The sequence below is a fragment of the Enterobacter sp. 237C8 genome (assembly GCF_034106865.1).
Taxonomy (GTDB): domain Bacteria; phylum Pseudomonadota; class Gammaproteobacteria; order Enterobacterales; family Enterobacteriaceae; genus Enterobacter; species Enterobacter asburiae_B.
Map to the genome: position 1 here is coordinate 116,180 of NZ_JAWNDF010000001.1, position 24,693 is coordinate 140,872.

Below are 24,693 nucleotides of genomic sequence, written 5' to 3' on the forward strand. Positions count from 1 at the left end.
GCGTTGTGGCACAGGAATATACTGTTGAACAATTGAACCACGGCCGTAAAGTCTGGGACTTTATGCGCTGGGACTACTGGGCCTTCGGCATTTCAGGTTTCCTGCTGATTCTGTCCATCGGCATTATGAGCGTGAAAGGCTTTAACTGGGGGCTGGATTTCACAGGCGGTACGGTCATCGAGATCTCCCTGGAAAAACCGGTCGATATGGACCAGATGCGCGAATCGCTGCAGAAAGCGGGCTTTGAAGAGCCGCTGCTGCAGAACTTCGGCAGCAGCCGCGACATCATGGTGCGTATGCCGCCGGTGCACGATGCCAACGGCAGCCAGGAGCTGGGCAGTAAGGTTGTTAGCGTGATTAACGAAACAACCAGCCAGAACGCGGCGGTCAAGCGTATTGAGTTCGTCGGCCCAAGCGTGGGTGCTGACCTGGCGCAGACCGGTGCGATGGCGCTGCTGGTAGCGCTGATCTCCATTCTGGTATACGTCGGTTTCCGCTTTGAGTGGCGACTGGCGGCCGGTGTGGTTATCGCTCTGGCGCACGACGTGGTGATCACCATGGGCATACTGTCGTTGTTCCACATTGAGATTGACCTGACGATTGTGGCATCCCTGATGTCCGTTATCGGTTACTCACTGAACGACAGTATCGTGGTATCTGACCGTATCCGTGAAAACTTCCGTAAGATCCGTCGCGGTACGCCGTACGAAATCTTTAACGTGTCGTTGACCCAGACGCTGCACCGTACCTTGATCACATCCGGTACCACTTTGATGGTGATCCTGATGCTGTTCCTCTTCGGTGGTCCGGTACTGGAAGGCTTCTCGCTGACCATGCTGATCGGTGTCACCATCGGTACGGCGTCGTCTATCTACGTCGCATCCGCTCTGGCACTGAAACTCGGCATGAAGCGCGAGCACCTGCTCCAGCAGAAAGTCGAGAAAGAAGGGGCGGATCAGCCGTCCATTCTGCCGTAAGGCGAGGTTTAGCGCGTTATCGAAATCCCGGTCTGTTGACCGGGATTTTTTTTATCTGCTCCTGACAAACACTCCTGACAGTATGCTGTCAGGAGCCCTGTCGTAGACTTCTTCTGAACCCAAACAACAGGCAGGAGAATATATGAAAAGCGTCATTAACTGGTTTGAAATTCCGGTCGCGGATATGGATCGCGCCATCAAATTTTATGAGCCGGTGATGCAGCTCGCGCTGCGTCGCGAGAAAATGGACTGTGCGGAGCTGGCCGTTTTCCCGCATGAGGATCCGTATACCGGCGGGGCGCTGGCAAAATTTGACGGCGTTACACCGTCTTTGCAGGGCGCTATTATCTACCTGCATACTGACAATCTGGCGGCCACGCTCGATCGTATCGCCTCTGCGGGCGGCGAGTGCGTGTTTGGCCCGCTGGAACTGCCGCATGGCATTGGCACTATCGCATTGTTTACCGACAGCGAGGGTAACCGCGTCGGCCTCCATCAACCTGCCTGAGAGCGGAATAAGATATGACCCGACGCGCTGACCGTTTGTTTCAGATTGTGCAGATCCTGCGGGGCAGGCGTCTGACAACGGCAGCGCATCTGGCGGACCGACTTGGCGTGTCCGAGCGCACGGTCTACCGCGATATCCGCGATCTGTCGCTTTCCGGCGTGCCGGTGGAAGGTGAGGCGGGGAGCGGATATCGGCTGATGTCGGGTTTTGACCTGCCGCCGCTGATGCTGACTAATAAGGAGTCAGAGGCGCTGATCGTCGCGATTCGCCTGCTCAAAACCTGGGGAGGGGAATCGCTTTCGCGCGAGCTGGAGTCGGCTCAGGAGAAGGTGCTGGCTATCCTGTCCGAGGAGAGTCGTCGAAAGGCAGAGCAGACGCGGATCTACGCCCCGGACTTTTGCATGCAAAGCCACTCCCGCAGCGATTTTGACAGGATCCATCAGGCGATTTCCGCCCAGCGCGTGCTGGCGCTGCATTACCGTGATGAGGCCGGGCAGCTCTCTAAACGCGAGGTCCAGCCGCTGGGCTTGTTCTTCTGGGGGGAGCGCTGGCTGCTGGCGGCGTGGTGCGAACGGCGCGACGACTATCGCTGTTTCCGGCTCGACCGCTGTCTCAATATTGTGCAGACGGAGAGGCGGTTTAGCGAGAGTGCGGACAGATCGCTGGCGGATTTTTTGCGGAAGGTTAAGCAGTAAAAAGCCAGCTCTTGAGCTGGCTTTTTTTGCCCGGCGGCGAGGTAAAAGTAAAACGGCAACGAATGTTGCCGTTTTTTGTATTTGTTCCCTCTCCCTGTGGGAGAGGGTCAGGGTGAGGGCATCAGCCCGCACAGTCCCGAACAGGTTAGAAGTTATAACCTACAACCAGGTAGCCACCCCAACCGGTTGATTTTGACGTGAAGTCACCATCACCCCAGTTCACGGTATCTCCACCTTTCCACTGGCCGCCATTATGGAAATAACGCGCGACTACGGAGTAGTGCCAGTGATCGTAGTTCAGAGCCAGAACGTGGCTGGACGCGATAGAGTTGCTGGTACGGTTCTTGTCATCACCCAGATCTGAGCCCCAGTCGAAGTTGGTGAAGCCGATGTAGGTCAGCTGGCCACCCCAAACCTGAGTGATTGGCACAAAGTATTTCACTTTGAAACGGTAGCCATCCCACTCGTTTTCGTTGGAAGCGCCATAGTTCTGCCACTGGTATTTCGCGTACACGTTCAGAGACAGTCCCATAGGCAGACCGGTATCGATGTCTGTACCCAGACCCATGTACCAGGTGCTCTGACGGCTGCCTTTGTTATCACCCATATCGTAGATATAGTTGTTGGCGAAGTACCATTCTTTGAATGGACCAAAGCTCAGGTCAGTGCCCGTCAGCTTATCGATAGAGAAACGCGGTTCGATTTCCATGAACATTGGGGAACCGTCTGACCAGATACCTTTATCGTTGCCGTTGCCCCAGTCAAAAGTCTTAGGAATATCGATGTAGCCGTAGAAATCAAACCAGTCTTTTTTAGCAAACGCTTCGTATTCCAGGTAGACGTCGTTGTTCAGCTTTGGAGAAAAGCGCGTGTGGTAGCTGCCTACCACGTTAACGCTCTGGTGCCACCAGTCGGAGAGGTATTGTGGTTTATCGTTTTCCGCTGCGTTAACAGTGAAAGAAGAGGAGAGTGCCAGTACAGCGCCAGCTGCGAGTAATGTGTTTTTCATAATCATGCCACTGATTGAAATTCCCTTCCGGGAGTGAAAAATGCGCGAATTGCGTTTCTAAATATTTCGTGTTTCTGCGGTGCCTATTATAGGAATCCCTGCTCACAAAAATATGTGTTGTTTCACATATCTCTCACACGCGTAATCGATTGCGTTCACGTTTGCGTACTTTAAACGGGCGGGATTGTAGCGGCAATCATTTATGTTGCCAATCCATACGAAATGTAAATGTTAGCGGAGTGACATTTCACTCCGCTAAAGGGAGGGTTATTGCGCGGCGGGCTGGATATCGTGAATGCGGATGAAACCTAACCGATCCGGAGTGAGTCCGTTAAGCTGCAGCGGAATGTCAACATCGCTCGGAGCCAGCACGCTGGCCGGTGCGGTGAACAGCTGACTGTTAACATTCACCTCCTGGTAGCTCTCAGTGGTGCCCTGGATCTGTCCCCATTCGACGGTACCACTGAAGGCAGGCAACGGATCGTTGGACTCGCCCTGAATGCGTAATGTTGCGCGAGTACCATTTGCATTCGCCGCCACATTCACCAGAGACATTTTTAGCGTGCCAATCTGACTATTGAGACGCGCAGGCGTATTCGCTCCCGGCAGCAGATAAACCCCGCTGCTGGATTTGGCGTTTAGCGCGTTTTGCTGGGTGATCTTCACCGTTTCTTTGTTTAGTTTGTCCATCGCCGCATTGAGCGTGTTCACGCTCTGTTTCATCTGACGGACTTCGGTTTGCTGTGCACAGGCGCTAAGGGTGAAGAGGCTCCCCACCAGCAAAATTTTAAGGTAACGTCTTGTCATTGCGTTTATTTCCTTGAAATAACGGATCGCCTTAATGGTAGCCAGACTCGACGTGTCAGACATAGATCCTTTGTCTCAAAAAGCTCTTCCTTTGTTGTCAGGCCAGATCAGGGTAAAATGAAAATTAGTTAACCACATAACAGGGATACCGTATGCATTGCCCATTCTGCTCCGCTGTGGATACCAAAGTCATCGACTCTCGTCTTGTGGGCGAAGGGTCCTCCGTACGCCGTCGTCGGCAGTGTCTGGTGTGCAACGAGCGTTTCACGACCTTTGAGGTTGCAGAGCTGGTAATGCCGCGCGTGGTGAAAAGCAACGACGTGCGCGAGCCGTTTAACGAAGAGAAACTGCGCAGCGGGATGCTGAAGGCCCTGGAAAAACGTCCCGTCAGCGCGGATGACGTTGAGATGGCGTTAAACCACATAAAATCTTACCTTCGTGGTTTGGGTGAGCGTGAAGTGCCGAGCAAAATGATCGGTAACCTGGTGATGGAGCAGCTGAAAAAGCTCGATAAGGTTGCCTATATCCGCTTCGCCTCGGTCTACCGCAGCTTCGAAGACATCAAAGAGTTTGGCGAAGAGATCGCCCGCTTACAGGATTAAGCTCATGCAGGATGAGATTTACATGGCGCGAGCCATGAAGCTGGCGCAGCGCGGTCGTTTTACCACCCATCCCAACCCGAACGTCGGGTGCGTTATCGTTAAAGATGGCGAGATCGTGGGGGAGGGGTTTCACTATCGTGCCGGCGAGCCGCATGCCGAGGTTCATGCGTTGCGCATGGCGGGTGAGAAGGCGCGCGGCGCCACAGCCTACGTCACGCTGGAGCCCTGCAGCCATCACGGGCGTACGCCGCCGTGCTGCGAAGCGCTGATCGCGGCAGGCGTTTCACGCGTGGTCGCATCGATGCAGGACCCGAATCCGCAGGTTGCCGGACGCGGTCTGTATCGCCTGCAGCAGGAAGGCATCGACGTCAGCCATGGGCTGATGATGCAGGACGCGGAAGCGATCAACAAAGGCTTTCTGAAGCGCATGCGCACGGGGTTCCCGTATATTCAGCTCAAGCTGGGCGCCTCGCTGGACGGTCGTACGGCGATGGCAAACGGCGAAAGCCAGTGGGTAACCTCACCACAGGCAAGGCGCGATGTGCAACGTCTGCGCGCGCAAAGCCATGCTATTCTCACCAGCAGTGAAACCGTTTTGGCTGACGATCCGGCCATGACCGTGCGCTGGGACGAGCTGAATGCCGATACTCAGGCGCTGTACCCGCAGGAGAACCTGCGCCAGCCGCTGCGTATTATTATTGATAGCCAGAACCGGGTGACGCCGGAGCACCGCATCGTCCAGCAGCCGGGTGAAACCTGGATTGCCCGCACTAAAGAAGATACGCGCGAATGGCCGGAAGGCGTGCGCAGCATTATGGTGCCGGAGCATAACGGTCATCTGGATCTGGTGGTGCTGATGATGCTGCTCGGCAAGCAGCAGGTGAACAGCATCTGGGTTGAAGCGGGGCCAACGCTCGCCGGTGCGCTTTTACAGGCCGGGCTGGTGGATGTGCTGATTGTTTACGTTGCGCCTAAACTGTTAGGTCACGACGCGCGCGGGCTGTTTGTGCTGCCCGGCCTTGAAAAACTGGCCGACGCACCGCAACTCAAATTTAGCGAGATTCGTCCGGTAGGCCCGGATGTCTGCCTCCACTTAACGACAGCGTAATTGCTCCCGAAATAGGGAAGCAGTGCGCAAAGTATTATGATAAAATCCGCCCCCCTGCGGGGCCAAATGAACCCGTAAAGGAAGAGTATGAACATTATTGAAGCTGCTGTAGCTACCCCGGACGCTCGCGTCGCCATCACCATTGCGCGTTTCAACAACTTCATCAACGACAGCCTGCTGGAAGGTGCGATTGACGCCCTGAAACGTATCGGCCAGGTTAAAGATGACAACATTACTGTTGTTTGGGTTCCAGGCGCTTACGAACTGCCACTGGCGGCAGGCGCGCTGGCGAAAACCGGTAAATACGACGCGGTGATTGCGCTGGGTACCGTTATTCGTGGCGGCACTGCGCACTTCGAATACGTTGCGGGCGGTGCAAGCAACGGTCTGGCACACGTTGCGCAGGATGCTGAAATTCCTGTCGCGTTCGGCGTGCTGACCACCGAAAGTATTGAACAAGCCATCGAACGTGCTGGCACCAAAGCCGGTAACAAAGGTGCAGAAGCTGCACTGACCGCGCTTGAAATGATCAATGTATTGAAAGCCATCAAGGCCTGATTTTTTTGTAAGGGGAATTCCGTGAAACCTGCTGCTCGTCGCCGCGCCCGTGAATGTGCCGTCCAGGCACTTTACTCCTGGCAGTTGTCCCAGAACGACATCGCTGATGTTGAATACCAGTTCCTGTCAGAACAGGACGTAAAAGACGTTGACGTTCTGTACTTCCGCGAACTGCTGTCGGGAGTGGCGACTAATAGCGCGTATCTCGATGGCCTGATGAAGCCATACCTGTCCCGTCTGCTCGAAGAGCTGGGCCAGGTGGAAAAAGCAGTGTTGCGTATCGCGCTGTTTGAGCTGTCTAAACGTGATGATGTGCCGTATAAAGTGGCCATCAACGAAGCGATCGAGCTGGCGAAAACCTTCGGCGCTGAAGACAGCCACAAGTTTGTAAACGGCGTACTTGATAAAGCAGCACCTGCGATCCGTCCCCACAAAAAGTGATCCGCAAACCGGAGTTCTGCATTGCCTGACGGGCAGTGCGGCTCCGGTTTTTTCTTTTATTTGCTGAGGCATAACGTATGGCATGCGGCGAATTCTCCCTGATTGCCCGTTATTTCGACCGTGTCAGAACCTCTCGTCTTGATGTTGAAACCGGCATTGGCGATGACTGTGCACTTCTCAATATTCCCGAAAAACAGACGCTGGCAATCAGCACCGACACCCTGGTGTGCGGCCGTCATTTCTTACCGGATATCGATCCTGCCGATCTGGCGTATAAAGCCCTGGCGGTTAACGTCAGCGATCTGGCGGCGATGGGTGCCGATCCCGCTTGGCTGACGCTGGCTCTGACCCTGCCAGAGGTGGATGAAGCCTGGCTGGAAGCCTTTAGCGATGCGCTGTTTGAGCAGCTTAGCTATTACGATATGCAGCTGATTGGCGGCGACACGACTGCCGGTCCGCTGTCGATGACGCTGGCGATCCACGGCTACGTGCCGCTCGGCCGCGCGCTGAAGCGCTCAGGCGCAAAACCGGGCGACTGGATCTACGTGACCGGTACGCCGGGCGACAGCGCGGCAGGGCTGGCGATCCTGCAGAACCGTTTAACGGTTGAAGATGCTGACGACGTGGCGTATCTGGTGAAACGCCATCTGCGGCCAACGCCGCGTATTTTGCACGGACAGGCGCTGCGCGAACGGGCAAGCTCGGCTATCGATCTCTCTGACGGGCTGATCTCGGATCTCGGGCATATCCTGAAGGCCAGTGGCGTAGGCGCGCGCGTTGACCTGGATCTGTTCCCGCTTTCGGAGCAACTGCTTCGCCATGTAGAGCCTGAGCAGGCCCTGCGCTGGGCGCTGTCCGGTGGTGAAGACTACGAACTCTGCTTCACGGTGCCTGAGCTCAACCGTGGAACGCTGGACGTGGCGTTAGCGCATCTCGGCGCGAAGTTTACCTGCATCGGTCAGATCATGCCGGAGAGCGAAGGGCTGAAGTTTGTGAAAGACGGTGCGCCCGTTACGCTGGACTGGAAAGGATACGATCACTTCGCGTAAGTTTGTGCGCGCTGTACTGCCGGGTAGCGGCTCCGCCTTACCCGGCCTACAAAAGATGGGCTTACTTAAACCCCACCACCGGGTGGGGCTGATACGGTGTTTCCAGCTCGGCAATCTGCTCCGGCGTCAGCGTGATATCCACCGCATTCAGCAGCTCATCAAGCTGTTCTTCCCGCGACGTTCCAATAATCGGTGCCGCGACCCCGCGCTTGCCCAGCAGCCACGCCAGCGCCACCTGAGCGCGGGTTGCACCGGTATCGTCGGCGATCCCGGCTAAACGTTCGGCAATCAGCGCATCGCTGGCTTCTGTACCGGAATAAAGATTTTTTCCCACTTCATCCGATACCAGGCGAGCCGTGGTTTCCCCCCACGGGCGGGTCAGGCGGCCGCGCGCCAGCGGGCTCCACGGGATCACCGCCACGCCCTCCTGATGGCACAGCGGCAGCATCTCGCGTTCTTCTTCACGATAGATCAGATTGTAGTGATCCTGCATGGTGACAAAGCGCGCCCAGCCGTGCTGCGCCTGGAGATCCAGCGCCTGGGCAAACTGCGACGCGTGCATAGACGACGCGCCGATGTAGCGAGCTTTCCCGGCTTTCACCACGTCGTTCAGCGCTTCAAGCGTCTCCTCGACTGGCGTGTTGTAATCCCAGCGGTGAATTTGCAGCAGATCGACGTAATCCATGTTCAGGCGTCTGAGGCTGTCATCAATGGAGCGCAGGATCTGCGCGCGAGAAAGGCCCTCAGCCAGATCGCCCACCGGATAGTAGACCTTGGTAGCGACGACGATGTCATCACGACGGGCAAAATCGCGCAGGGCGCGGCCGACAATTTCCTCGCTGCTGCCGTCTGAGTAGCTGTTGGCGGTGTCAAAGAAGTTAATGCCGCCCTCGATGGCGCGTTTGATAATCGGACGGCTGCTCTCTTCCGGCAGCGTCCAGGCGTGGTTTCCCCGATCGGGCTCGCCAAAGGTCATGCATCCCAGGCAAAGTCGGGAAACCTTAAGGTCCGTTTTTCCTAATGTTGTGTATTGCACGGTTCCGCTCCTGCTGTTTAAACACCAGGTTTAAGCATAGCAGGAGCGGAAAAGGGGGAGGGGTCAGTCCAGCCAGGTACGGATTTTGGCTTCGATACCGGCGGCGTCCAGGCCAATCGCCGCACGGGCTTCGTCCTGAGTACCTTGCGGAATGAAGCGATCCGGCAGGCCGAGGTTCAGCACCGGCACGGCTTTACGGTTCGCCATCAGCACCTCATTCACGCCGCTGCCCGCGCCGCCCATGATGGCGTTTTCTTCCAGCGTGACCAGCACGTCGTGGGTCTCAGCCATACTCAGGATCAGAGATTCATCGAGGGGCTTCACAAAGCGCATGTCCACCAGGGTGGCATTCAGCGCTTCAGCCGCTTTCGCGGCCTCGGGCATCAGCGTGCCGAAGTTCATGATCGCCACTTTCTCACCGCGACGCTTAACCAGACCTTTACCGATCGGCAGTTTTTCCAGCGGCTGCAGCTCAACGCCTACCGCATTGCCGCGCGGGTAGCGAACGGCGCTTGGGCCATCCTGATAGTGGTAGCCGGTAAACAGCATCTGACGACATTCGTTCTCGTCGCTTGGCGTCATGACAACCATATCCGGAATACAGCGCAGGAACGACAGATCAAACGCGCCCTGGTGCGTCTGGCCGTCGGCACCGACGATGCCCGCACGATCGATAGCAAACAGTACCGGCAGCTTTTGAATCGCCACGTCGTGGATCACCTGATCGTAGGCGCGCTGCAGGAAGGTGGAATAGATCGCGACAACGGGCTTGTAGCCGCCAATGGCGAGGCCCGCTGCAAACGTCACCGCATGCTGCTCGGCAATGGCAACGTCAAAATACTGGTCAGGGTATTTTCTGGAGAACTCCACCATGCCGGAGCCTTCACGCATGGCAGGCGTCACCGCCATCAGCTTGTTGTCTTTGGCTGCGGTTTCGCACAGCCAGTCGCCGAAGATTTTGGAATAGCTCGGCATGCCGCCGCTGCTTTTTGGCAGACAGCCGCTGGACGGGTCAAATTTCGGTACCGCGTGGAAGGTGATCGGATCTTTTTCCGCCGGTTCGTAACCGCGCCCTTTTTTAGTCATGATATGCAGGAACTGCGGGCCTTTCAGGTCGCGCATGTTCTTGAGCGTGGTCACCAGGCCCAGCACGTCATGGCCGTCAACCGGGCCAATATAGTTAAAGCCCAGCTCTTCAAACAGGGTGCCCGGCACCACCATGCCTTTGATGTGTTCTTCGGTACGCTTGAGCAGCTCTTTAATCGGCGGTACGCCGGAGAAGACTTTCTTGCCGCCTTCGCGCAGCGAGGAGTAAAGCTTGCCGGAGAGCAGCTGGGCCAGATGGTTGTTCAGCGCGCCGACGTTCTCGGAAATCGACATTTCGTTATCGTTAAGGATAACCAGCATGTCTGGCTTGATGTCGCCCGCATGGTTCATGGCTTCGAAGGCCATACCAGCGGTGATGGCGCCGTCGCCAATTACGCAGACGGTGCGGCGCTGTTTGTTCTCTTTCTCGGCAGCAACGGCAATACCGATGCCCGCAGAAATGGAGGTGGAGGAGTGGCCGACGCTCAGCACGTCATACTCGCTCTCACCGCGCCACGGGAACGGGTGCAGGCCGCCTTTCTGACGAATGGTGCCAATTTTATCGCGACGTCCGGTCAGAATTTTGTGCGGATAAGCCTGGTGGCCCACGTCCCAGATGAGCTGATCGAAAGGCGTGTTATAGACATAGTGCAGCGCCACGGTCAGCTCAACCGTGCCAAGCCCGGAGGCGAAATGGCCGCTGGAGCGGCTTACGCTGTCGAGCAGGTAGCGACGCAGCTCGTCGCACAGCTTCGGCAGGCTCTCTTTCGGCAGCAGACGTAGCTCCTGGGTGGAGTCAACTAACGCCAGTGTCGGGTATTTGGCAATATCAAAACTCATCAAAGGCTCATCGAGATATATAGTTTATTTATCACGCTGGATTATATAGTCCGCTAGCGCTTCCAGTGCCGAGGTATCCAGCGATTGCGCGGCCAGTTCATTTAGCGACTGGCGGGCGTCGTCAATCAGATCCCGGGCTTTACGTTGGGCTTGCTCAAGGCCCAGCAGGGCGGGGTAGGTACTTTTGCCAAGCTGCTGGTCCGCACCCTGACGTTTACCCAATGTTGCAGTATCGCCCACCACATCCAGAATGTCATCCTGAACCTGGAACGCCAGACCGATACTTTCTGCGTATCTGTCCAGAATCGGCAGGGCTTTGCGCCCTTGTTCACCCGCGCTCAGCGCGCCCAGGCGAACGGCGGAACGAATCAACGCCCCGGTTTTATGGCGGTGAATACGCTCCAGCTGTTCCAGATTAACCTGACGTCCTTCCGCTTCAAGATCCAGCGCCTGTCCACCGCACATGCCGGCCACGCCGCTGGCCATTGCCAGTTCGGAGATCATCGCCAGGCGGTCGCGGTCGGCCACTTCCGCCATCGGCGCGTCGCTCAAAATCGAGAATGCCAGCGTTTGCAGGGCATCACCCGCCAGAATGGCATTCGCCTCGCCAAACTTGATATGGCAGGTGGGTTGACCCCGACGCAAATCGTCGTCGTCCATGGCCGGGAGATCGTCGTGGATCAGCGAGTAGGCGTGGATGCACTCAACGGCGGCTGCCGGGGCGTCCAGCGTGTTATCGCTGATGCCAAACATATTGCCTGTGGCGTAGACCAGGAACGGGCGCAGGCGCTTTCCACCCAAGAGTGCGCCATAGTGCATGGCTTCAACCAGTGGAGTGTTCTGAAAAGGCTGTGGCGCAATAAAACGGCGCAGGGCGTCGTTGGCGCGTACGACACGCGCCTGAAGCTCGTTGGCAAAATCCATTTACTCGGCGTCCGGTGTGAAAGGCGTGGTTTTCGCGTCTTCGCTGTCGGAAAGCAGGATCTGCACGCGCTGCTCGGCCTGCTGCAGTTTGACCTGCCCCTGGCGCGCCAGCTGTACGCCACGCTCGAATTCGTTGAGCGCCTCTTCCAGCGGGAGATCGCCGCTTTCAAGACGGGTAACGATTTGCTCCAGTTCACTCAGCGCAGTTTCGAAACTGGCCGGTGCGTCGTTCTTCTTCGGCATAGTGAATTGACTCTTATATTCTCAGCCCCGACATGGTAACGGACTCAGGGCAATTATCAAATAACGCGCAATGTGCACAGGAGCGGCGCGATGGTGGTATACTTGCGCGCCTGGATGCAGCCACGGGTGTGGGCTGCTGTACTCTTTTCCATTACAAGCCTTAATACGCTTGCCTAAGAAACATTGCCGCCATGAAGTTTATCATTAAATTGTTCCCTGAAATCACCATCAAAAGCCAATCTGTGCGTTTGCGCTTTATTAAAATTCTCACCGGGAACATTCGTAACGTATTAAAGCACTACGACGAAACCCTCGCCGTGGTGCGCCACTGGGACCACGTTGAAGTGCGCGCCAAAGACGAAAACAAACGTCAGGATATTCGCGACGCGCTGACCCGTATTCCGGGGATCCACCATATCCTGGAAGTGGAAGATGTTCCGTTCAGCGATATGCACGACATCTTCGAGAAAGCGCTGGTGCAGTACCGCGACCAGATCGAAGGCAAAACCTTCTGCGTGCGCGTGAAGCGTCGCGGTAAGCACGAGTTCAGCTCTATTGAAGTGGAACGTTACGTCGGCGGCGGTTTGAACCAGCACGTTGAAACGGCGCGCGTTCGTCTGACCAACCCGGACGTAACCGTGAACCTGGAGATCGAAAACGATCGCCTGCTGCTGGTGAAAGGGCGCTATGAAGGTATCGGCGGCTTCCCGATTGGCACCCAGGAAGACGTATTGTCTCTGATCTCCGGCGGCTTCGACTCCGGCGTCTCCAGCTATATGCTGATGCGTCGCGGCTGCCGTGTGCACTACTGCTTCTTCAACCTGGGCGGCGCGGCGCACGAAATCGGCGTTCGTCAGGTCGCGCATTACCTGTGGAACCGCTTCGGCAGTTCCCACCGCGTGCGTTTCGTGGCGATCAACTTCGAACCTGTGGTCGGCGAAATCCTCGAAAAAGTGGACGACGGCCAGATGGGCGTGGTGCTGAAGCGCATGATGGTGCGTGCGGCGTCCAAAGTTGCCGAGCGCTACGGCGTACAGGCGCTGGTCACCGGTGAAGCGCTGGGCCAGGTGTCCAGCCAGACGCTGACCAACCTGCGTCTGATCGACAACGTGTCTGATACGCTGATCCTGCGCCCGCTGATCTCCCACGATAAAGAGCACATCATCGATCTGGCGCGTGAGATCGGCACCGAAGATTTTGCCCGCACCATGCCGGAATACTGCGGCGTGATCTCAAAAAGCCCAACGGTGAAGGCGGTGAAGGCGAAGATCGAAGCGGAAGAAGAGAACTTCGATTTCAGCATTCTGGAAAAAGTGGTGGAGGAAGCCTCCAACATCGACATCCGCGAGATTGCCCAGCAGACCGAGCAGGAAGTCGTTGAAGTTGAAACCGTGAGCGGTTTCGGCGCTAACGATGCGATTCTGGATATCCGCTCCATTGACGAGCAGGATGACAAGCCGCTTCAGGTTGAAGGCGTCGACGTGGTTTCTCTGCCGTTCTATAAGCTGAGCACCAAGTTTGGCGATCTCGACCAGAGCAAAACGTATCTGCTGTGGTGCGAGCGCGGGGTGATGAGTCGCCTGCAGGCGCTGTATCTGCGCGAACAGGGCTTTGCGAACGTGAAGGTGTATCGCCCGTAGTTTTTTGCCGGGGAGTGCGGCCTGAAGCCCTCACCCCGGCTCTCTCCCATAGGGAGAACACCTATTCGTAATAATTATAAATCCCCGCCGGCATCACCAGCGACGACGCCACTTCGTACGCTTTCTCGCGCCCGACCAGCAGGTCAATAATCTTTAAGCCAAAATCAATCGCGGTGCCTGGCCCCTGGCTGGTCAGCAGGTTGACGCGCGGGTCCCAGACGACGCGTTTATCCACCCAGTGCTCTTCCGGGATCGTATCCTTAAGCCCCGGGAAGCCGGTCATGTTGCCGATGGGGAAGATATCGTGCGGAACCAGAACCGTTCCGGCGGCGGCACAGATAGCCGCGACGATGCGGCCGGATAAATGAAACTGACGCACGGTCTCGACCAGCAGCGGGCTGTCGCGAAAACATTCCGCGCCTTTTAAGCCGCCGGGCAGCACGATGATGTCGTAATCGCCGTCAGCCACCTGAACGAGGGGGGCATCCGCAAGGATTTTCACCCCGCGCGAGCAGGTGATTGCCAGATTACCGTCGCTGGCGACGCTGGCGGTGGTGACCTTAATGCCGCCGCGCACCATCAAATCAATGGTGGTGACCGCTTCCATCTCTTCGCTACCAGGGGCGAGGCAGATCAGTGCTGACGCGCTCATATTCACTCTCCTTACGTTTAACAAGGTCATACAGACGGGCGTTTTCCGGCACGGAAATGCCGTGCGCGCGGGCGCGTTTTAGCAGATAGCCGGTAATGTAGTCGATCTCCGTGTGGCGTAATGCCCGAACATCCTGCAGCATCGAGGAGATGTTTTCTGCCGTACTCTCAATGACCTGTTCGACATAACAGCGCAAATCGTCGGCCGAGGTATGCAGGCCTTCCCGCTCAACGACCGCCGCGACTTCCGCACACAAAATCGCAACGTCCTGCGGATGATTTTTCAGCACCCCGTTCGGGCAGTTCCACAGCGCCGTCAGCGGGTTGATCACGCAGTTTACCGCCAGCTTGCGCCACAGCTGAGGGCGGATGTTGTTGTGCCAGGCGACGTCCGGCAGCACCTTCTGCAGCACATCGGCAAGATAGCTATAATCTCCATCCTGAGTTCTGGCGGGCCCGATGTGCGTCACGCCGCTGGCGACATGCACGATGATGTTGCCGTCGCGACGCGCAGCGTGCGTGGTTGTCGCCATCAGCAGGGGCTGCGGGACGTTTTTCAGCTCATCAAGCGTCCCCATGCCGTTATGCAGCAGCAGAATGGGGGAAGTGGAGGGGAGCTGCGCGGCCAGCGTTTTTACCGCGTCTGAGACCTGCCACGCTTTGAGCGTCACCAGTAAAAGGTCGCTTTGCGCCAGGAAATCAGGATCGTTCGCGGTGAGGGATTCGTTAAAGATGCTTCCGTCTTCACCAATCAGGTTTACACTGCAATAGGGCTGGGGCACGCGCAGCCAGCCCTGAACCTCATGTCCGTGCTTGCACAGCGCGGTCAGCCACAGCTGACCAAGCGCTCCGCATCCGAGCACCGTAATTTTCATTGTTCCTCCTCACCTGCAACTGCGCCAGGTGTTACAGCTTACTTATACAGCTAAGCTTCTGTTGAGTTATGCCTCGTAGCGGGTATTATGCAACGCAACAAAAGTGAAGGGAGAAGAAAAGATGCCATCTTTCGATATTGTTTCCGAAGTTGATATCCAGGAAGTTCGCAACGGCGTTGAGAACGCAACCCGTGAAGTTGAGTCACGTTTCGATTTTCGTGGCGTTGAGGCGTCGTTTGAGCTGAACGACGCAAATAAGACCATTAAGGTGCTGAGCGAGTCTGATTTCCAGGTGAATCAGCTGCTCGACATTTTGCGCGCCAAGCTGTTAAAGCGCGGCATCGAAGGGACGTCTCTGGACGTGCCGGAAGAGTTTGTGCACAGCGGTAAAAACTGGTTTGTTGAAGCCAGGCTGAAGCAGGGCATCGAGAGCGCGGTGCAGAAGAAGATCGTTAAGCTTATTAAAGACAGCAAGCTGAAGGTGCAGGCGCAGATCCAGGGCGAAGAAATTCGCGTGACCGGTAAGTCCCGCGATGACCTCCAGTCCGTAATGGCGCTGGTGCGCGGCGGCGATCTGGGGCAACCGTTCCAGTTTAAAAACTTCCGCGATTGATATAAAAAAGCCCGGTTTAACCGGGCTTTTTTTCACGCTTTGAGCGCCTGCTCGACCTCGAAGCGGTTGGTCATTTTACTGTCTATTTTGACGTAAGCGCTGCGCTCTTCCGGGACGATGAGCACCTCTGTCACACCCTCTTTGGCTTCCAGACGCTGCTTCAGCACATCGCTGATTTCCACATCATCCGGGATTTCCACGCGCAGGCTGCTCACGTAGCGCGGCTCTTTCATGGTGCTGGCGACCAGCAGCCAGACTGTCGCCAATAGCGCACCGGCGAGAAACACGGTTTGTGAATCAAACAGGCCGTCCACCCAGCCGCCGAGCGAGCCGCCGATCGCCACGCCGAGAAACTGGCTGGTGGAGTAGATGCCCATCGCGGTGCCTTTGTAACCGGCGGGGGACTCTTTGCTGATCAGCGACGGCAGCAGCGCTTCCATCAGGTTAAAGGCCAGGAAGAACAGCTGCACGCCGGCAATCAGCTCCCAGAAGTGCGGGCCAGCACCCCAGAGCACAATTTCGGCAATCAGCAGGACCGCCACGCAGCCCACGAAGACGCGCTTCATTTTGCGCTTCACTTCGGCGTAGATGATGAACGGCACGACGGAGACAAACGAAATCAGCATCGTGACCAGATAGATTTTCCAGTGCTCAGCCGCCGGGAAACCCGCTGCGGCAAGCTGGCCGGGCAGGGCGACAAAGGTGGACATCAGCAGGATGTGCAGACACATAATGCCAAAGTTCAGCTTGAGCAGGCGCGGCTCGACAATCACTTTGCTGAAGCAGCCTTTTACCATCCCCGATTCACGGTTCAGGACGTGGTTCTTGCTGTCCGGCACGACCCACAGGGTTAAGGCAATACCGATGGTCGCCAGCACGGCAATCATCCAGAACAGGGCGTGCAGACCCAGCGTGTGCGTAATGATGGGGCCCAGCACCATCGCAATCGCAAAGGTCACGCCAAAGCTCACACCGATGAACGCCATCGCTTTAGTACGGTTTTGCTCGCGGGTTAAGTCGGACAGCAGCGCCATCACCGCGGCGGCAATCGCGCCGGAACCCTGCAGGGCGCGGCCGAGAATAATCCCCCAGATGGAGTGGGAGAGGGCGGCAATCACGCTTCCGAGCACAAAGACCAGCAGCCCGCCGACGATCAGCGGCTTTCGGCCCACCCGATCAGACAGCAGGCCAAAGGGGATCTGGAAAACCGCCTGCGCCAGACCGTAGATGCCGATCGCGAGGCCAATCAGCGCCTCGCTGGCCCCCTGCAGCGCCATACCGTACGTGGTCAGAACAGGCAGGACCATAAACATGCCAAGCATCCGTAGCGAGAAGACAGTCCCTAAGCCCCAGGTCGCGCGTAGCTCGCCTGGCGTCATTTTATAATCGTTCATTACCACCTCAGTTCAAAAGCAGGCCATAGTGTAGTGCGGGGAAGGGGCGTGGTAAATAAAGGGTTATTTAACAAATATTACATGCGTTATTAGTAGATTCAGTGAATAAAAAAGGGTGCCGAAGCACCCTTTTATTGACCTGTTTGGCTTACCAGACGTAAGTCAGCAGGTTGTGTGAATCTGGCACCATGAAGTCCACGGACATCATTACGGACAGCGAGGTGATGGCCACAATCGAGAACACAAACAGTTTGCGCGCCCAGACTTTGTCATCTTCCACTTTGTAACCGCGCAGCGCCATACCGAGCCACCAGACGCTCACCGCAGCCGCTACCGCCAGATATTTATACCCGGCGTAACCACCCAGAGAGAGCATCAGCGTTGCCACGGCAAAGGCGATGATGTACAGCGTGATGTGGTTCTTGGCAACAGAAATGCCCTTCACGACCGGCAGAACCGGGATGTTCGCTGCCTGATAATCCTTAAAGCGGAAAATCGCGATGGCATAGGAGTGCGGCATCTGCCACAGGCTAAAGATAGCCAGCAGGATCAGCGCACCACTGTCGAACTCGTTCGTGACCGCGCAGTAGCCAATCACCGGCGGCGCAGCGCCGGAGAGAGAACCAATCAGCGTGCCGTAGACGGAGTGGCGTTTCATATACAGGCTGTAGACGCCCACATACACCACGAACCCCATCACCCCCAGCCAGCAGGCCAGCGGGTTAGCACCAAACCACAGCAGCATAAAGCCAGCAATACCCAGCAAGGTGGCGTACACCAGCGAGACGGAAGGGGCGATCAGGCCTTTCACCAGCACCCGATTTTTGGTCCTTTCCATCTTCTTGTCGATATCCATGTCGATGTAGTTGTTAAATACACAACCGGACGCAACAACCAGTGACACACCGACCAGCGTGTAGATAAAGAGGGTGTAATCAATGCTGCCCTTAGAGGCCAGCAGGAACCCTCCGATCACGGAGATCAGGTTGCCAAAGATGATGCCTGGTTTCGTTACTTGCAGGTATTGCTTAAACATACTCGCCGCTCTTAGTGAACCATCATGTTGTAGTTGAGGTTCCACATAATCCAGATGGAACCGACTACCAGGATAGCGATGATAATCACGGTAAAGATAAAGGCGGTCATATTCCAGCCTTCATCGGACTTGGTGTTCATGTGCAGGAAGCAAACCAGATGCACCAGAATCTGAATCACCGCGGTCACCAGGATTGCACCCAGAATAACCGGTTTAGACGCAGAACCGCTCATCACCATCCAGAACGGGATCACCGTCAGGATGATCGACAGGATGAAACCTGTCATGTAGGTTTTTACGCTACCGTGGGAAGCGCCATGATCGTTTGAATGACTCATTACATCGCCCCCATCAGATATACAACAGAGAACACACAGATCCACACCACGTCCAGGAAGTGCCAGAACAGGCTCAGGCACATGATACGGGTACGGTTAGTGCTGGTCAGGCCGCGACGGGATACCTGGAACATCAGTACCGCCATCCAGATCAGACCAGAGGTGACGTGCAGACCGTGGGTACCGACCAGCGCGAAGAACGCGGACAGGAAGCCACTGCGATCTGGACCGAAACCTTCCAGAATCAGGTGATGGAATTCATAGATTTCCATCCCGATAAATCCAGCACCAAACAGCCAGGTCAACGCCAGCCAGGACACAACCTGGCTCTTGTTGTTTTTGTACATGGCGATAGCCGCCATGCCGTAGGTGATGGAGCTGAATAACAGCAGTGCGGTTTCAACCAGAACGAACGGCAGTTCAAAGATGTCCTTGCCAGCCGGGCCGCCCGCCGTGCCGTTCACCAGAACGGCGTAGGTCGCGAACAGACAGCAGAACAGAATGCAGTCGCTCATCAGGTAGATCCAGAAACCGAAGACTTTGGTCGGTCCTGTATCGTGGTGCGCATGTTCATGCGCGTGGGCAGTTGAGTGCGCCAGAGTATCAGTTGCCATTTTTCAGCCCCGCTTTAGAAATCTCGTCGAAATGCTGATTTTCCAGCTTCTCAACTTCACGGACTGGTACGTAGTAGTCCACGTCCTCGTCAAAGCTCTTCACAATCCAGCTGATTACGATGCCGGCGAAGCCAACAATCGCCATCCACCAGATGTGCCAGATCATTGCGAAACCAAATACCGTTGCGAAGGCGGCAATCACAATGCCCGCACCGCTGTTTTTCGGCATGTGGATTTCTTCGTATTGAGCAGGTTGCTTGTACGCTTCACCTTTTTCTTTCATTTCCCAGAATGCGTCGCGTTCATGAACCTGCGGCACGATGGCAAAGTTATAGAAAGGAGGTGGAGAAGAGGTCGCCCACTCCAGCGTACGGCCACCCCATGGGTCACCGGTCAGGTCACGGTTCTGGTCGCGGTCGCGAATAGACACGTAGAACTGAATCAGCTGAGACGCGATACCGCAGGCAATCAGCACGGCGCCGCCCGCTGCAACCATCAGCATTGGGTGGAACTGCGGATCGATCTGCTGGCTCAGACGACGGGTCATACCCATGAAGCCCAGCACGTACAGCGGCATAAATGCCACGAAGAAGCCGATGATCCAGAACCAGAACGCGCGTTTACCCCATTTTTCGTTCAGCGTGAAGCCGAACGCTTTTGGCCACCAGTAGGTTACGCCAGCGAAGCAGCCGAAGACCACGCCACCGATGATAACGTTATGGAAGTGCGCAATCAGGAACAGGCTGTTGTGCAGAACGAAGTCAGCACCTGGTACCGCCAGCAGTACGCCGGTCATCCCACCTACGGAGAAGGTCACGATGAAGCCGATGGTCCACAGCATCGCTGAGTGGAACACGATACGGCCCTGGTACATGGTGAACAGCCAGTTGAAGATCTTCACCCCGGTAGGGATGGCGATAATCATGGTGGTAATACCGAAGAAGGCGTTTACGTTCGCGCCCGCACCCATGGTGAAGAAGTGGTGCAGCCAAACGATGAACGACAGAACGGTAATACACACGGTTGCCCACACCAGAGAGGTGTAACCAAACAGACGTTTACGCGAGAAGGTTGCCGCGATTTCGGAGAACACACCGAACACAGGCAGAACCAGAATGTACACTTCCGGGTGACCCCAGGCCCAAATCAGGTTGATGTACATCATCATGTTGCCACCCATATCATTCGTGAAGAAATGGGTGCCCAGGTAGCGGTCCAGGGTCAGCAGCGCGATGGTGACGGTCAGAATTGGGAAGGAGGCAATAATCAGGATGTTGGCGCACAGAGATGCCCAGGTAAATACCGGCATCTTGAACATGGTCATGCCTGGGGCACGCATCTTGATAATGGTCACGAAGAAGTTGATACCGGTCAGGGTAGTACCGACACCGGAGAGCTGAAGCGCCCAAATCCAGTAGTCGACGCCAACGCCCGGACTGTACTCAATTCCTGACAGCGGCGGGTAAGCCAGCCAGCCGGTCTGCGCGAATTCGCCCACACCCAGTGACAGGTTAACCAGGATAACGCCGACAACCGTGAACCAGAAGCTCAGGTTGTTCAGGAACGGGAACGCCACGTCGCGCGCGCCGATTTGCAGCGGAACGACAACGTTCATCAGACCGATAACCAGCGGCATCGCCACGAAGAAGATCATGATAACGCCGTGGGCGGTAAAGATCTGATCGTAGTGGTGCGGTGGCAGGAAGCCGGCTTCGCCCGCAGAAGCGAGTGCCTGCTGGCTACGCATCATGATCGCATCCGCAAAGCCACGAATTAACATGACGATACCGACGATGCAGTACATGATACCGAGTTTTTTGTGGTCAACCGAAGTCAGCCACTCGTTCCACAGGTAGCTCCACTTACCGAAGTAAGTGATCAGGGCCAGTAAGGCCGCGCCACCAATGATAATTGCAGCCACCGTAACCACGATAATCGGTTCATGGTAGGGCACTGCATCCAGTGTCAATTTTCCGAACATTTTCTTCCTCGGCCCCTTAGTGAGCGGTTTCCGCGTGGCTCATGTCCATGCCTTCCATACCTTCGTGCGCGCTGTGCTCGCCTTCAGGCTGGGTCATGTCCATGCTCTTGCCGTGATCCATAAATTTGCCAATAACGTCTTTGAACAAATCAGGTTTCACATTAGAGAAGTACTCCACCTTGTTGTATTCGCTTGGTGCAGCCACTTTTTCGAACGCCGCCATGTCAGACATGGTGTTTGGAGACTGCTTCGCTTTTTCAACCCACTGGTCGAAAGCGGCACGGTCTGGCGTCGCAATAGCTTTGAACTTCATACCTGAGAAGCCCGGGCCGCTATAGCTGGCGGAGATACCATCATAGGTGCCTGCTTCATTCGCGATCAGGTGCAGGTTGGTCTGCATACCGGCCATCGCGTAAATCTGGCTACCCAGACGTGGGATGAAGAAGGAGTTCATTACGGAGTTGGAGGTCACTTTGAACTGAACCGGAGTGTTCGCCGGGAAGGCGATTTCATTCACGGTAGCAATACCCTGCTCTGGATAGATGAAGAACCATTTCCAGTCCATGGAGACCACTTCAATGGTAATAGGTTTCTCATCGTGAACCAGCGGTTTGCTTGGCTCAAGTGCGTGAGTGGTTTTCCAGGTCAGTACGGCAAGGAACAGGATGATCAGAATAGGAACCGTCCAGACCACAGCTTCCACTTTATTGGAGTGTGACCAGTTAGGACTATACTTCGCATCTTTATTGCTCGCACGATACTTCCAGGCGAAACCAACAGCCATCAAAATGGCAGGAATAACCACAATCAACATCAGGCCAAAAGCCGTCAATATCAGTGAACGTTGTTCCAGTCCAATCTGTCCTTTGGGGTCTAGTAGTGCAGAATCGCAGCCACTGAGTAATACAGTGCCCGCGAATAATGACAACCATCCCAAACTTTTATTGTATTTCCCGAGTCTCATTTAACGACCTCAATTCCACGGAGTCTGGTGGCGTTTAAAGTGTGCGGGCATTTTACGGGAAGGTTACATTACTGTAAACATCATTAGGCCTGTGTCAGGAAGGTGTTACCGGGTTCTGCCGCACGTGTCACAAGTGTTGCAAATTATGTCGGTTTTTATGACCGAAGCCGCATGGCATGGGCTTTATAACGAAAGGACCCCCAAGCATACCCTAAAAGGGGCAATTGGTATAACCATTGTTGAAAATAAACAAAAAATTAACAATTAATTATCAATAAAAAGACATCTGAAAAACGAAAAATCAAACTCTCGTATGCTGAATCGTTTAATGAAAAATAGCGTTTTGGAATGGGAGCCAATAATTTCCAAATCCTATCCCGCACAAAACAACAAATATTTTTTTTGCGCCTGGCGGCTATTTCGCCGTTATAATTTCGGTTAGTGATTACAACGGGAAATAACCTTTCGCATTTTTCTTCAGGTCATCTGCGTTTTACGCAACGCCATGAAATCAAGCAGACCTCCGGTCAGGATCCCGGCGATAGCCAGCAGGGCGCCTGCGTCCAGCAGAAGGGCTTCGAAAGGGAGTACCAGAGAGGTGCTGGCATTGATAATAAGCACCACAAGCCAGAGCGCCAGAGCAATGCAACCCGCCATTAACAGACGCAGCGCAAAACGGTAGGCGCGGCGATATTCGGTGCGCGGCATAAAATGTTCTGTCCGCTGGGTATATTCCAGCGTCTGACGGCAGACCAGCAGCAATAAAATCCCCGGCACGGCAGCCACGACCGAGAAGAGATAAAATGTTGGCCAGCCGTGGGCTTCCACGAACCAGCCGGCAATCGGGCCAACGTACACGCGGCCAACTGCGGAAAGCGCAGAGAGCAGAGCGAACTGGGTAGCGGAAAACGACTTATTGCACAGGGTCATCAGCAGGGCAACAAACGCCGCGGTTCCCATGCCGCCGCAGAGGTTTTCGAAGAACACCGCCGCGGCCATGCTGATCGTATGTTTGTCGGTAATCGACAGCAGCCAGTAGCCTGCGTTAGAGGCGCCCTGAAGGATGCCGAAAATCAGCAGCGCGCGAAACAGTGTCAGGCGCTGCATCAGCACGCCGCCATAAAGCGCGCCGACAATCGTCGCAAACAGCCCCAGCGTTTTATTCACCACACCCACTTCACCGGCGTCAAAACCGACGCCCCGGATCAGGAAGGTGGTGGTCAAACTCATGGCAAAGGCATCGCCCAGCTTATAAAGGACGATGAGCAGCAGGATCAGCCAGGCGTTGTTGCGGCCAAAGAAGTCACGGAGCGGTTCGGCGACGGCCTGCTCCAGCGAGCGGGGAACCGGGATGACGTCACTCGGTTCGGGCGCGAACAGCGTCGCGATAATGCAGGGGATCAGCAGGGCGGCCATCAGCCAGTACATGCCCTGCCAGCCTAGGTAACGGTCGGCGAGCCACAGTGCCAGCCCGCCGGAGACCAGCATCCCGAGGCGATAGCCCAGCACGCTGATTGCCGCGCCGGCGCCGCGCTCTTCCGCAGGTAGCACGTCCGTCTTCCAGGCGTCGAACACGATATCCTGAGAGGCGGAGCAGAAGGCAATCACTACCGCAAGCGCGGCCATCCAGCGAAGCTGGGTGGTGGGTTCAAGAAAACCCATCGCCGCAATGGCCAGCAGCAGCAGGATCTGCGTCATCACTAGCCAGCCGCGTCGACGTCCGAGGAAAGGCGGCGTGTAGCGATCCATGACCGGAGACCACAGGAACTTAAAGACATAGGCCTGGCCGACAAGCGAGAAGAAACCGATGGTTTTAAGATCGATGTTCTCAACCGTCATCCACGCCTGAAGCGTGCCGGAAGTGAGTGCGAGGGGTAAACCCGAGGCGAAGCCGAGGATCAGCAGGATCGCTGATTTCGGTTGCTGGAAAATGCGTAAGTAATGGCTGGACATGTTCTTATAAAACTGACCCGGTGATACACCGGGTCAGAGAGCGGGATTAACGCGCGTTCTGCTTGATGAAGTCGTGAATGCTGGTGTCCTGCGCCATATCGGCGATGGTATCGGTCAGCACGCTGTTCACGGCGTTAGCAATGTTCTGGTTAGAAGCCTGGAAGGCACCTTCAACAGAGTAGCTGGCGCGGTAGTTTTTAGTCATCTTGTTGCCATTCTTCGCGGTGGCAATGATGGCGATATCCGCTTTGGTCGCAATGTTGTAGCGCACGTTGCCCTGAGACACGTCAGCGTACAGGTTATTCACGATGATCTGCAGATCAACCGCGCCGCTTGGGCCAATCATATAGCCGCGAGCGGTCATCTGTTTCTCCAGCACTTCCTGGAGCAGGAAGCGCAGGTCGCGGGAGGCGGTGAGAGTAACCTGCTGGTTATCGCGGGTCACTTTAGCCAGCGCCTGATCCTGACGCTGATCGGCACCGTTAATGCTCACGGTGACGCCCATCAGGCTTGGATCCTGCTGAGGCAGGGTGATTTTTGGTGAGACATCAATAGTGGTAGGCGGGGTAGCGCAGCCTGCCAGCATGAAAAGGGCTACCAACGGAAAGAAGAGTTTTTTTAACATTTTCGGGTTCTCAACGAATCGTAAGCATATAAAGAGAAAAATTGCCGCCATCATAACATCGCCAACGGCGAGGGGAAGTGGTCAACGCATGTAAATTCATCGCCTTGTCCGAAAACTGACCAGATC

The 24,693-nt window shown here is 55.8% G+C and carries 26 protein-coding genes; 10 read left to right on the forward strand and 16 right to left on the reverse strand.

Features of this window, described 5'->3' with window-relative positions:
* The first annotated feature begins 5 nt into the window (after nucleotides 1-5).
* From secF to USF70_RS00585, 3 genes are all read left to right on the forward strand, one after another.
* On the forward strand, nucleotides 6-977 hold the full coding sequence (gene secF / locus USF70_RS00575) for a protein translocase subunit SecF (protein WP_033144760.1): 972 nt from the start codon (nucleotides 6-8) through the stop codon (nucleotides 975-977).
* Between the two features lie 142 nt (nucleotides 978-1,119).
* Nucleotides 1,120-1,485: a VOC family protein gene (locus tag USF70_RS00580; RefSeq protein WP_033144761.1), complete on the forward strand. Its 366-nt coding sequence runs from the start codon at nucleotides 1,120-1,122 to the stop codon at nucleotides 1,483-1,485.
* A gap of 14 nt (nucleotides 1,486-1,499) precedes the next feature.
* Nucleotides 1,500-2,180 (forward strand): helix-turn-helix transcriptional regulator, encoded by a 681-nt coding sequence (locus USF70_RS00585; protein WP_033144762.1) that lies wholly within the window; start codon nucleotides 1,500-1,502, stop codon nucleotides 2,178-2,180.
* Nucleotides 2,181-2,325: 145 nt separating this feature from the next.
* Here the strand turns inward: USF70_RS00585 and USF70_RS00590 are convergent, their stop codons facing one another.
* Nucleotides 2,326-3,189, reverse strand: a complete 864-nt coding sequence (locus tag USF70_RS00590) for a nucleoside-specific channel-forming protein Tsx (protein WP_033146490.1) — start codon at nucleotides 3,187-3,189, stop codon at nucleotides 2,326-2,328.
* A 267-nt stretch (nucleotides 3,190-3,456) separates the two neighbouring features.
* Nucleotides 3,457-3,996, reverse strand: coding sequence for a DUF3251 domain-containing protein (locus USF70_RS00595; RefSeq protein WP_033146491.1), 540 nt, complete (start codon nucleotides 3,994-3,996; stop codon nucleotides 3,457-3,459).
* Nucleotides 3,997-4,148: 152 nt separating this feature from the next.
* Between USF70_RS00595 and nrdR the strand changes: the two genes are divergently transcribed.
* From nrdR to thiL, 5 genes are all read left to right on the forward strand, one after another.
* Complete coding sequence (nrdR, locus tag USF70_RS00600; RefSeq protein WP_008503337.1) at nucleotides 4,149-4,598, forward strand: transcriptional regulator NrdR; 450 nt, start codon at nucleotides 4,149-4,151, stop codon at nucleotides 4,596-4,598.
* Between the two features lie 4 nt (nucleotides 4,599-4,602).
* Nucleotides 4,603-5,706, forward strand: coding sequence for a bifunctional diaminohydroxyphosphoribosylaminopyrimidine deaminase/5-amino-6-(5-phosphoribosylamino)uracil reductase RibD (ribD, locus tag USF70_RS00605; RefSeq protein WP_320735163.1), 1,104 nt, complete (start codon nucleotides 4,603-4,605; stop codon nucleotides 5,704-5,706).
* 87 nt (nucleotides 5,707-5,793) lie between these two features.
* Nucleotides 5,794-6,264, forward strand: a complete 471-nt coding sequence (gene ribE, locus USF70_RS00610) for a 6,7-dimethyl-8-ribityllumazine synthase (protein WP_006176874.1) — start codon at nucleotides 5,794-5,796, stop codon at nucleotides 6,262-6,264.
* Nucleotides 6,265-6,285: 21 nt separating this feature from the next.
* Nucleotides 6,286-6,705 carry a transcription antitermination factor NusB gene (gene nusB / locus USF70_RS00615; protein WP_006809908.1) on the forward strand — a complete coding sequence of 140 codons (420 nt, stop codon included), beginning with the start codon at nucleotides 6,286-6,288 and terminating at the stop codon, nucleotides 6,703-6,705.
* 77 nt (nucleotides 6,706-6,782) lie between these two features.
* Complete coding sequence (gene thiL, locus USF70_RS00620; protein WP_182383108.1) at nucleotides 6,783-7,754, forward strand: thiamine-phosphate kinase; 972 nt, start codon at nucleotides 6,783-6,785, stop codon at nucleotides 7,752-7,754.
* A gap of 61 nt (nucleotides 7,755-7,815) precedes the next feature.
* On the opposite strand, the gene USF70_RS00625 is transcribed toward thiL, so the two are convergent.
* The 4 genes from USF70_RS00625 to xseB all read right to left on the reverse strand — a co-directional run bounded on the left by USF70_RS00625 (nucleotide 7,816) and on the right by xseB (nucleotide 11,883).
* The gene (locus tag USF70_RS00625) at nucleotides 7,816-8,790 is read right to left on the reverse strand and encodes an aldo/keto reductase (RefSeq protein ID WP_063930900.1); all 975 of its coding nucleotides are present in this window, start codon (nucleotides 8,788-8,790) and stop codon (nucleotides 7,816-7,818) included.
* Nucleotides 8,791-8,853: 63 nt separating this feature from the next.
* Nucleotides 8,854-10,716 (reverse strand): 1-deoxy-D-xylulose-5-phosphate synthase, encoded by a 1,863-nt coding sequence (gene dxs / locus USF70_RS00630; RefSeq protein ID WP_320735164.1) that lies wholly within the window; start codon nucleotides 10,714-10,716, stop codon nucleotides 8,854-8,856.
* A 24-nt stretch (nucleotides 10,717-10,740) separates the two neighbouring features.
* The gene (ispA, locus tag USF70_RS00635) at nucleotides 10,741-11,640 is read right to left on the reverse strand and encodes a (2E,6E)-farnesyl diphosphate synthase (protein WP_008503332.1); all 900 of its coding nucleotides are present in this window, start codon (nucleotides 11,638-11,640) and stop codon (nucleotides 10,741-10,743) included.
* A complete protein-coding gene (gene xseB, locus USF70_RS00640; protein ID WP_008503331.1) occupies nucleotides 11,641-11,883 on the reverse strand; it encodes an exodeoxyribonuclease VII small subunit in 243 nt (80 codons plus the stop codon). It abuts the gene before it with no gap.
* A 191-nt stretch (nucleotides 11,884-12,074) separates the two neighbouring features.
* On the opposite strand from xseB, the gene thiI reads away from it, so the two are divergent.
* Nucleotides 12,075-13,523: a tRNA uracil 4-sulfurtransferase ThiI gene (gene thiI, locus USF70_RS00645; RefSeq protein ID WP_048978945.1), complete on the forward strand. Its 1,449-nt coding sequence runs from the start codon at nucleotides 12,075-12,077 to the stop codon at nucleotides 13,521-13,523.
* Nucleotides 13,524-13,584: 61 nt separating this feature from the next.
* Here the strand turns inward: thiI and yajL are convergent, their stop codons facing one another.
* Both yajL and panE read right to left on the reverse strand, forming a co-directional pair.
* Nucleotides 13,585-14,175 (reverse strand): protein deglycase YajL, encoded by a 591-nt coding sequence (gene yajL, locus USF70_RS00650; protein WP_033144768.1) that lies wholly within the window; start codon nucleotides 14,173-14,175, stop codon nucleotides 13,585-13,587.
* On the reverse strand, nucleotides 14,138-15,049 hold the full coding sequence (gene panE / locus USF70_RS00655; protein ID WP_320735165.1) for a 2-dehydropantoate 2-reductase: 912 nt from the start codon (nucleotides 15,047-15,049) through the stop codon (nucleotides 14,138-14,140). Before panE ends, yajL begins: the two co-directional genes overlap by 38 nt.
* Nucleotides 15,050-15,170: 121 nt before the next feature.
* On the opposite strand from panE, the gene USF70_RS00660 reads away from it, so the two are divergent.
* Nucleotides 15,171-15,662: a YajQ family cyclic di-GMP-binding protein gene (locus USF70_RS00660; protein WP_033144770.1), complete on the forward strand. Its 492-nt coding sequence runs from the start codon at nucleotides 15,171-15,173 to the stop codon at nucleotides 15,660-15,662.
* A 32-nt stretch (nucleotides 15,663-15,694) separates the two neighbouring features.
* Here USF70_RS00660 and USF70_RS00665 read toward each other — a convergent pair whose 3' ends face one another.
* The 8 genes from USF70_RS00665 to USF70_RS00700 form a co-directional block, all read right to left on the reverse strand.
* The gene (locus USF70_RS00665; protein WP_045887932.1) at nucleotides 15,695-17,056 is read right to left on the reverse strand and encodes an MFS transporter; all 1,362 of its coding nucleotides are present in this window, start codon (nucleotides 17,054-17,056) and stop codon (nucleotides 15,695-15,697) included.
* 148 nt (nucleotides 17,057-17,204) lie between these two features.
* A complete protein-coding gene (gene cyoE / locus USF70_RS00670) occupies nucleotides 17,205-18,092 on the reverse strand; it encodes a heme o synthase (RefSeq protein WP_013095848.1) in 888 nt (295 codons plus the stop codon).
* 11 nt (nucleotides 18,093-18,103) lie between these two features.
* Complete coding sequence (locus USF70_RS00675; protein WP_006176899.1) at nucleotides 18,104-18,430, reverse strand: cytochrome o ubiquinol oxidase subunit IV; 327 nt, start codon at nucleotides 18,428-18,430, stop codon at nucleotides 18,104-18,106.
* Nucleotides 18,430-19,044, reverse strand: coding sequence for a cytochrome o ubiquinol oxidase subunit III (locus USF70_RS00680; RefSeq protein WP_023334703.1), 615 nt, complete (start codon nucleotides 19,042-19,044; stop codon nucleotides 18,430-18,432). The genes USF70_RS00675 and USF70_RS00680 overlap by 1 nt, the downstream gene beginning before the upstream one ends.
* Complete coding sequence (gene cyoB / locus USF70_RS00685) at nucleotides 19,034-21,025, reverse strand: cytochrome o ubiquinol oxidase subunit I (protein ID WP_213787634.1); 1,992 nt, start codon at nucleotides 21,023-21,025, stop codon at nucleotides 19,034-19,036. The genes USF70_RS00680 and cyoB overlap by 11 nt, the downstream gene beginning before the upstream one ends.
* Nucleotides 21,026-21,041: 16 nt before the next feature.
* Complete coding sequence (gene cyoA / locus USF70_RS00690) at nucleotides 21,042-21,989, reverse strand: cytochrome o ubiquinol oxidase subunit II (protein ID WP_014882770.1); 948 nt, start codon at nucleotides 21,987-21,989, stop codon at nucleotides 21,042-21,044.
* 477 nt (nucleotides 21,990-22,466) lie between these two features.
* Nucleotides 22,467-23,942, reverse strand: a complete 1,476-nt coding sequence (gene ampG / locus USF70_RS00695; RefSeq protein WP_033144772.1) for a muropeptide MFS transporter AmpG — start codon at nucleotides 23,940-23,942, stop codon at nucleotides 22,467-22,469.
* 46 nt (nucleotides 23,943-23,988) lie between these two features.
* Nucleotides 23,989-24,567, reverse strand: a complete 579-nt coding sequence (locus tag USF70_RS00700; RefSeq protein WP_023310568.1) for a lipoprotein — start codon at nucleotides 24,565-24,567, stop codon at nucleotides 23,989-23,991.
* Between the last annotated feature and the right edge of the window lie 126 nt (nucleotides 24,568-24,693).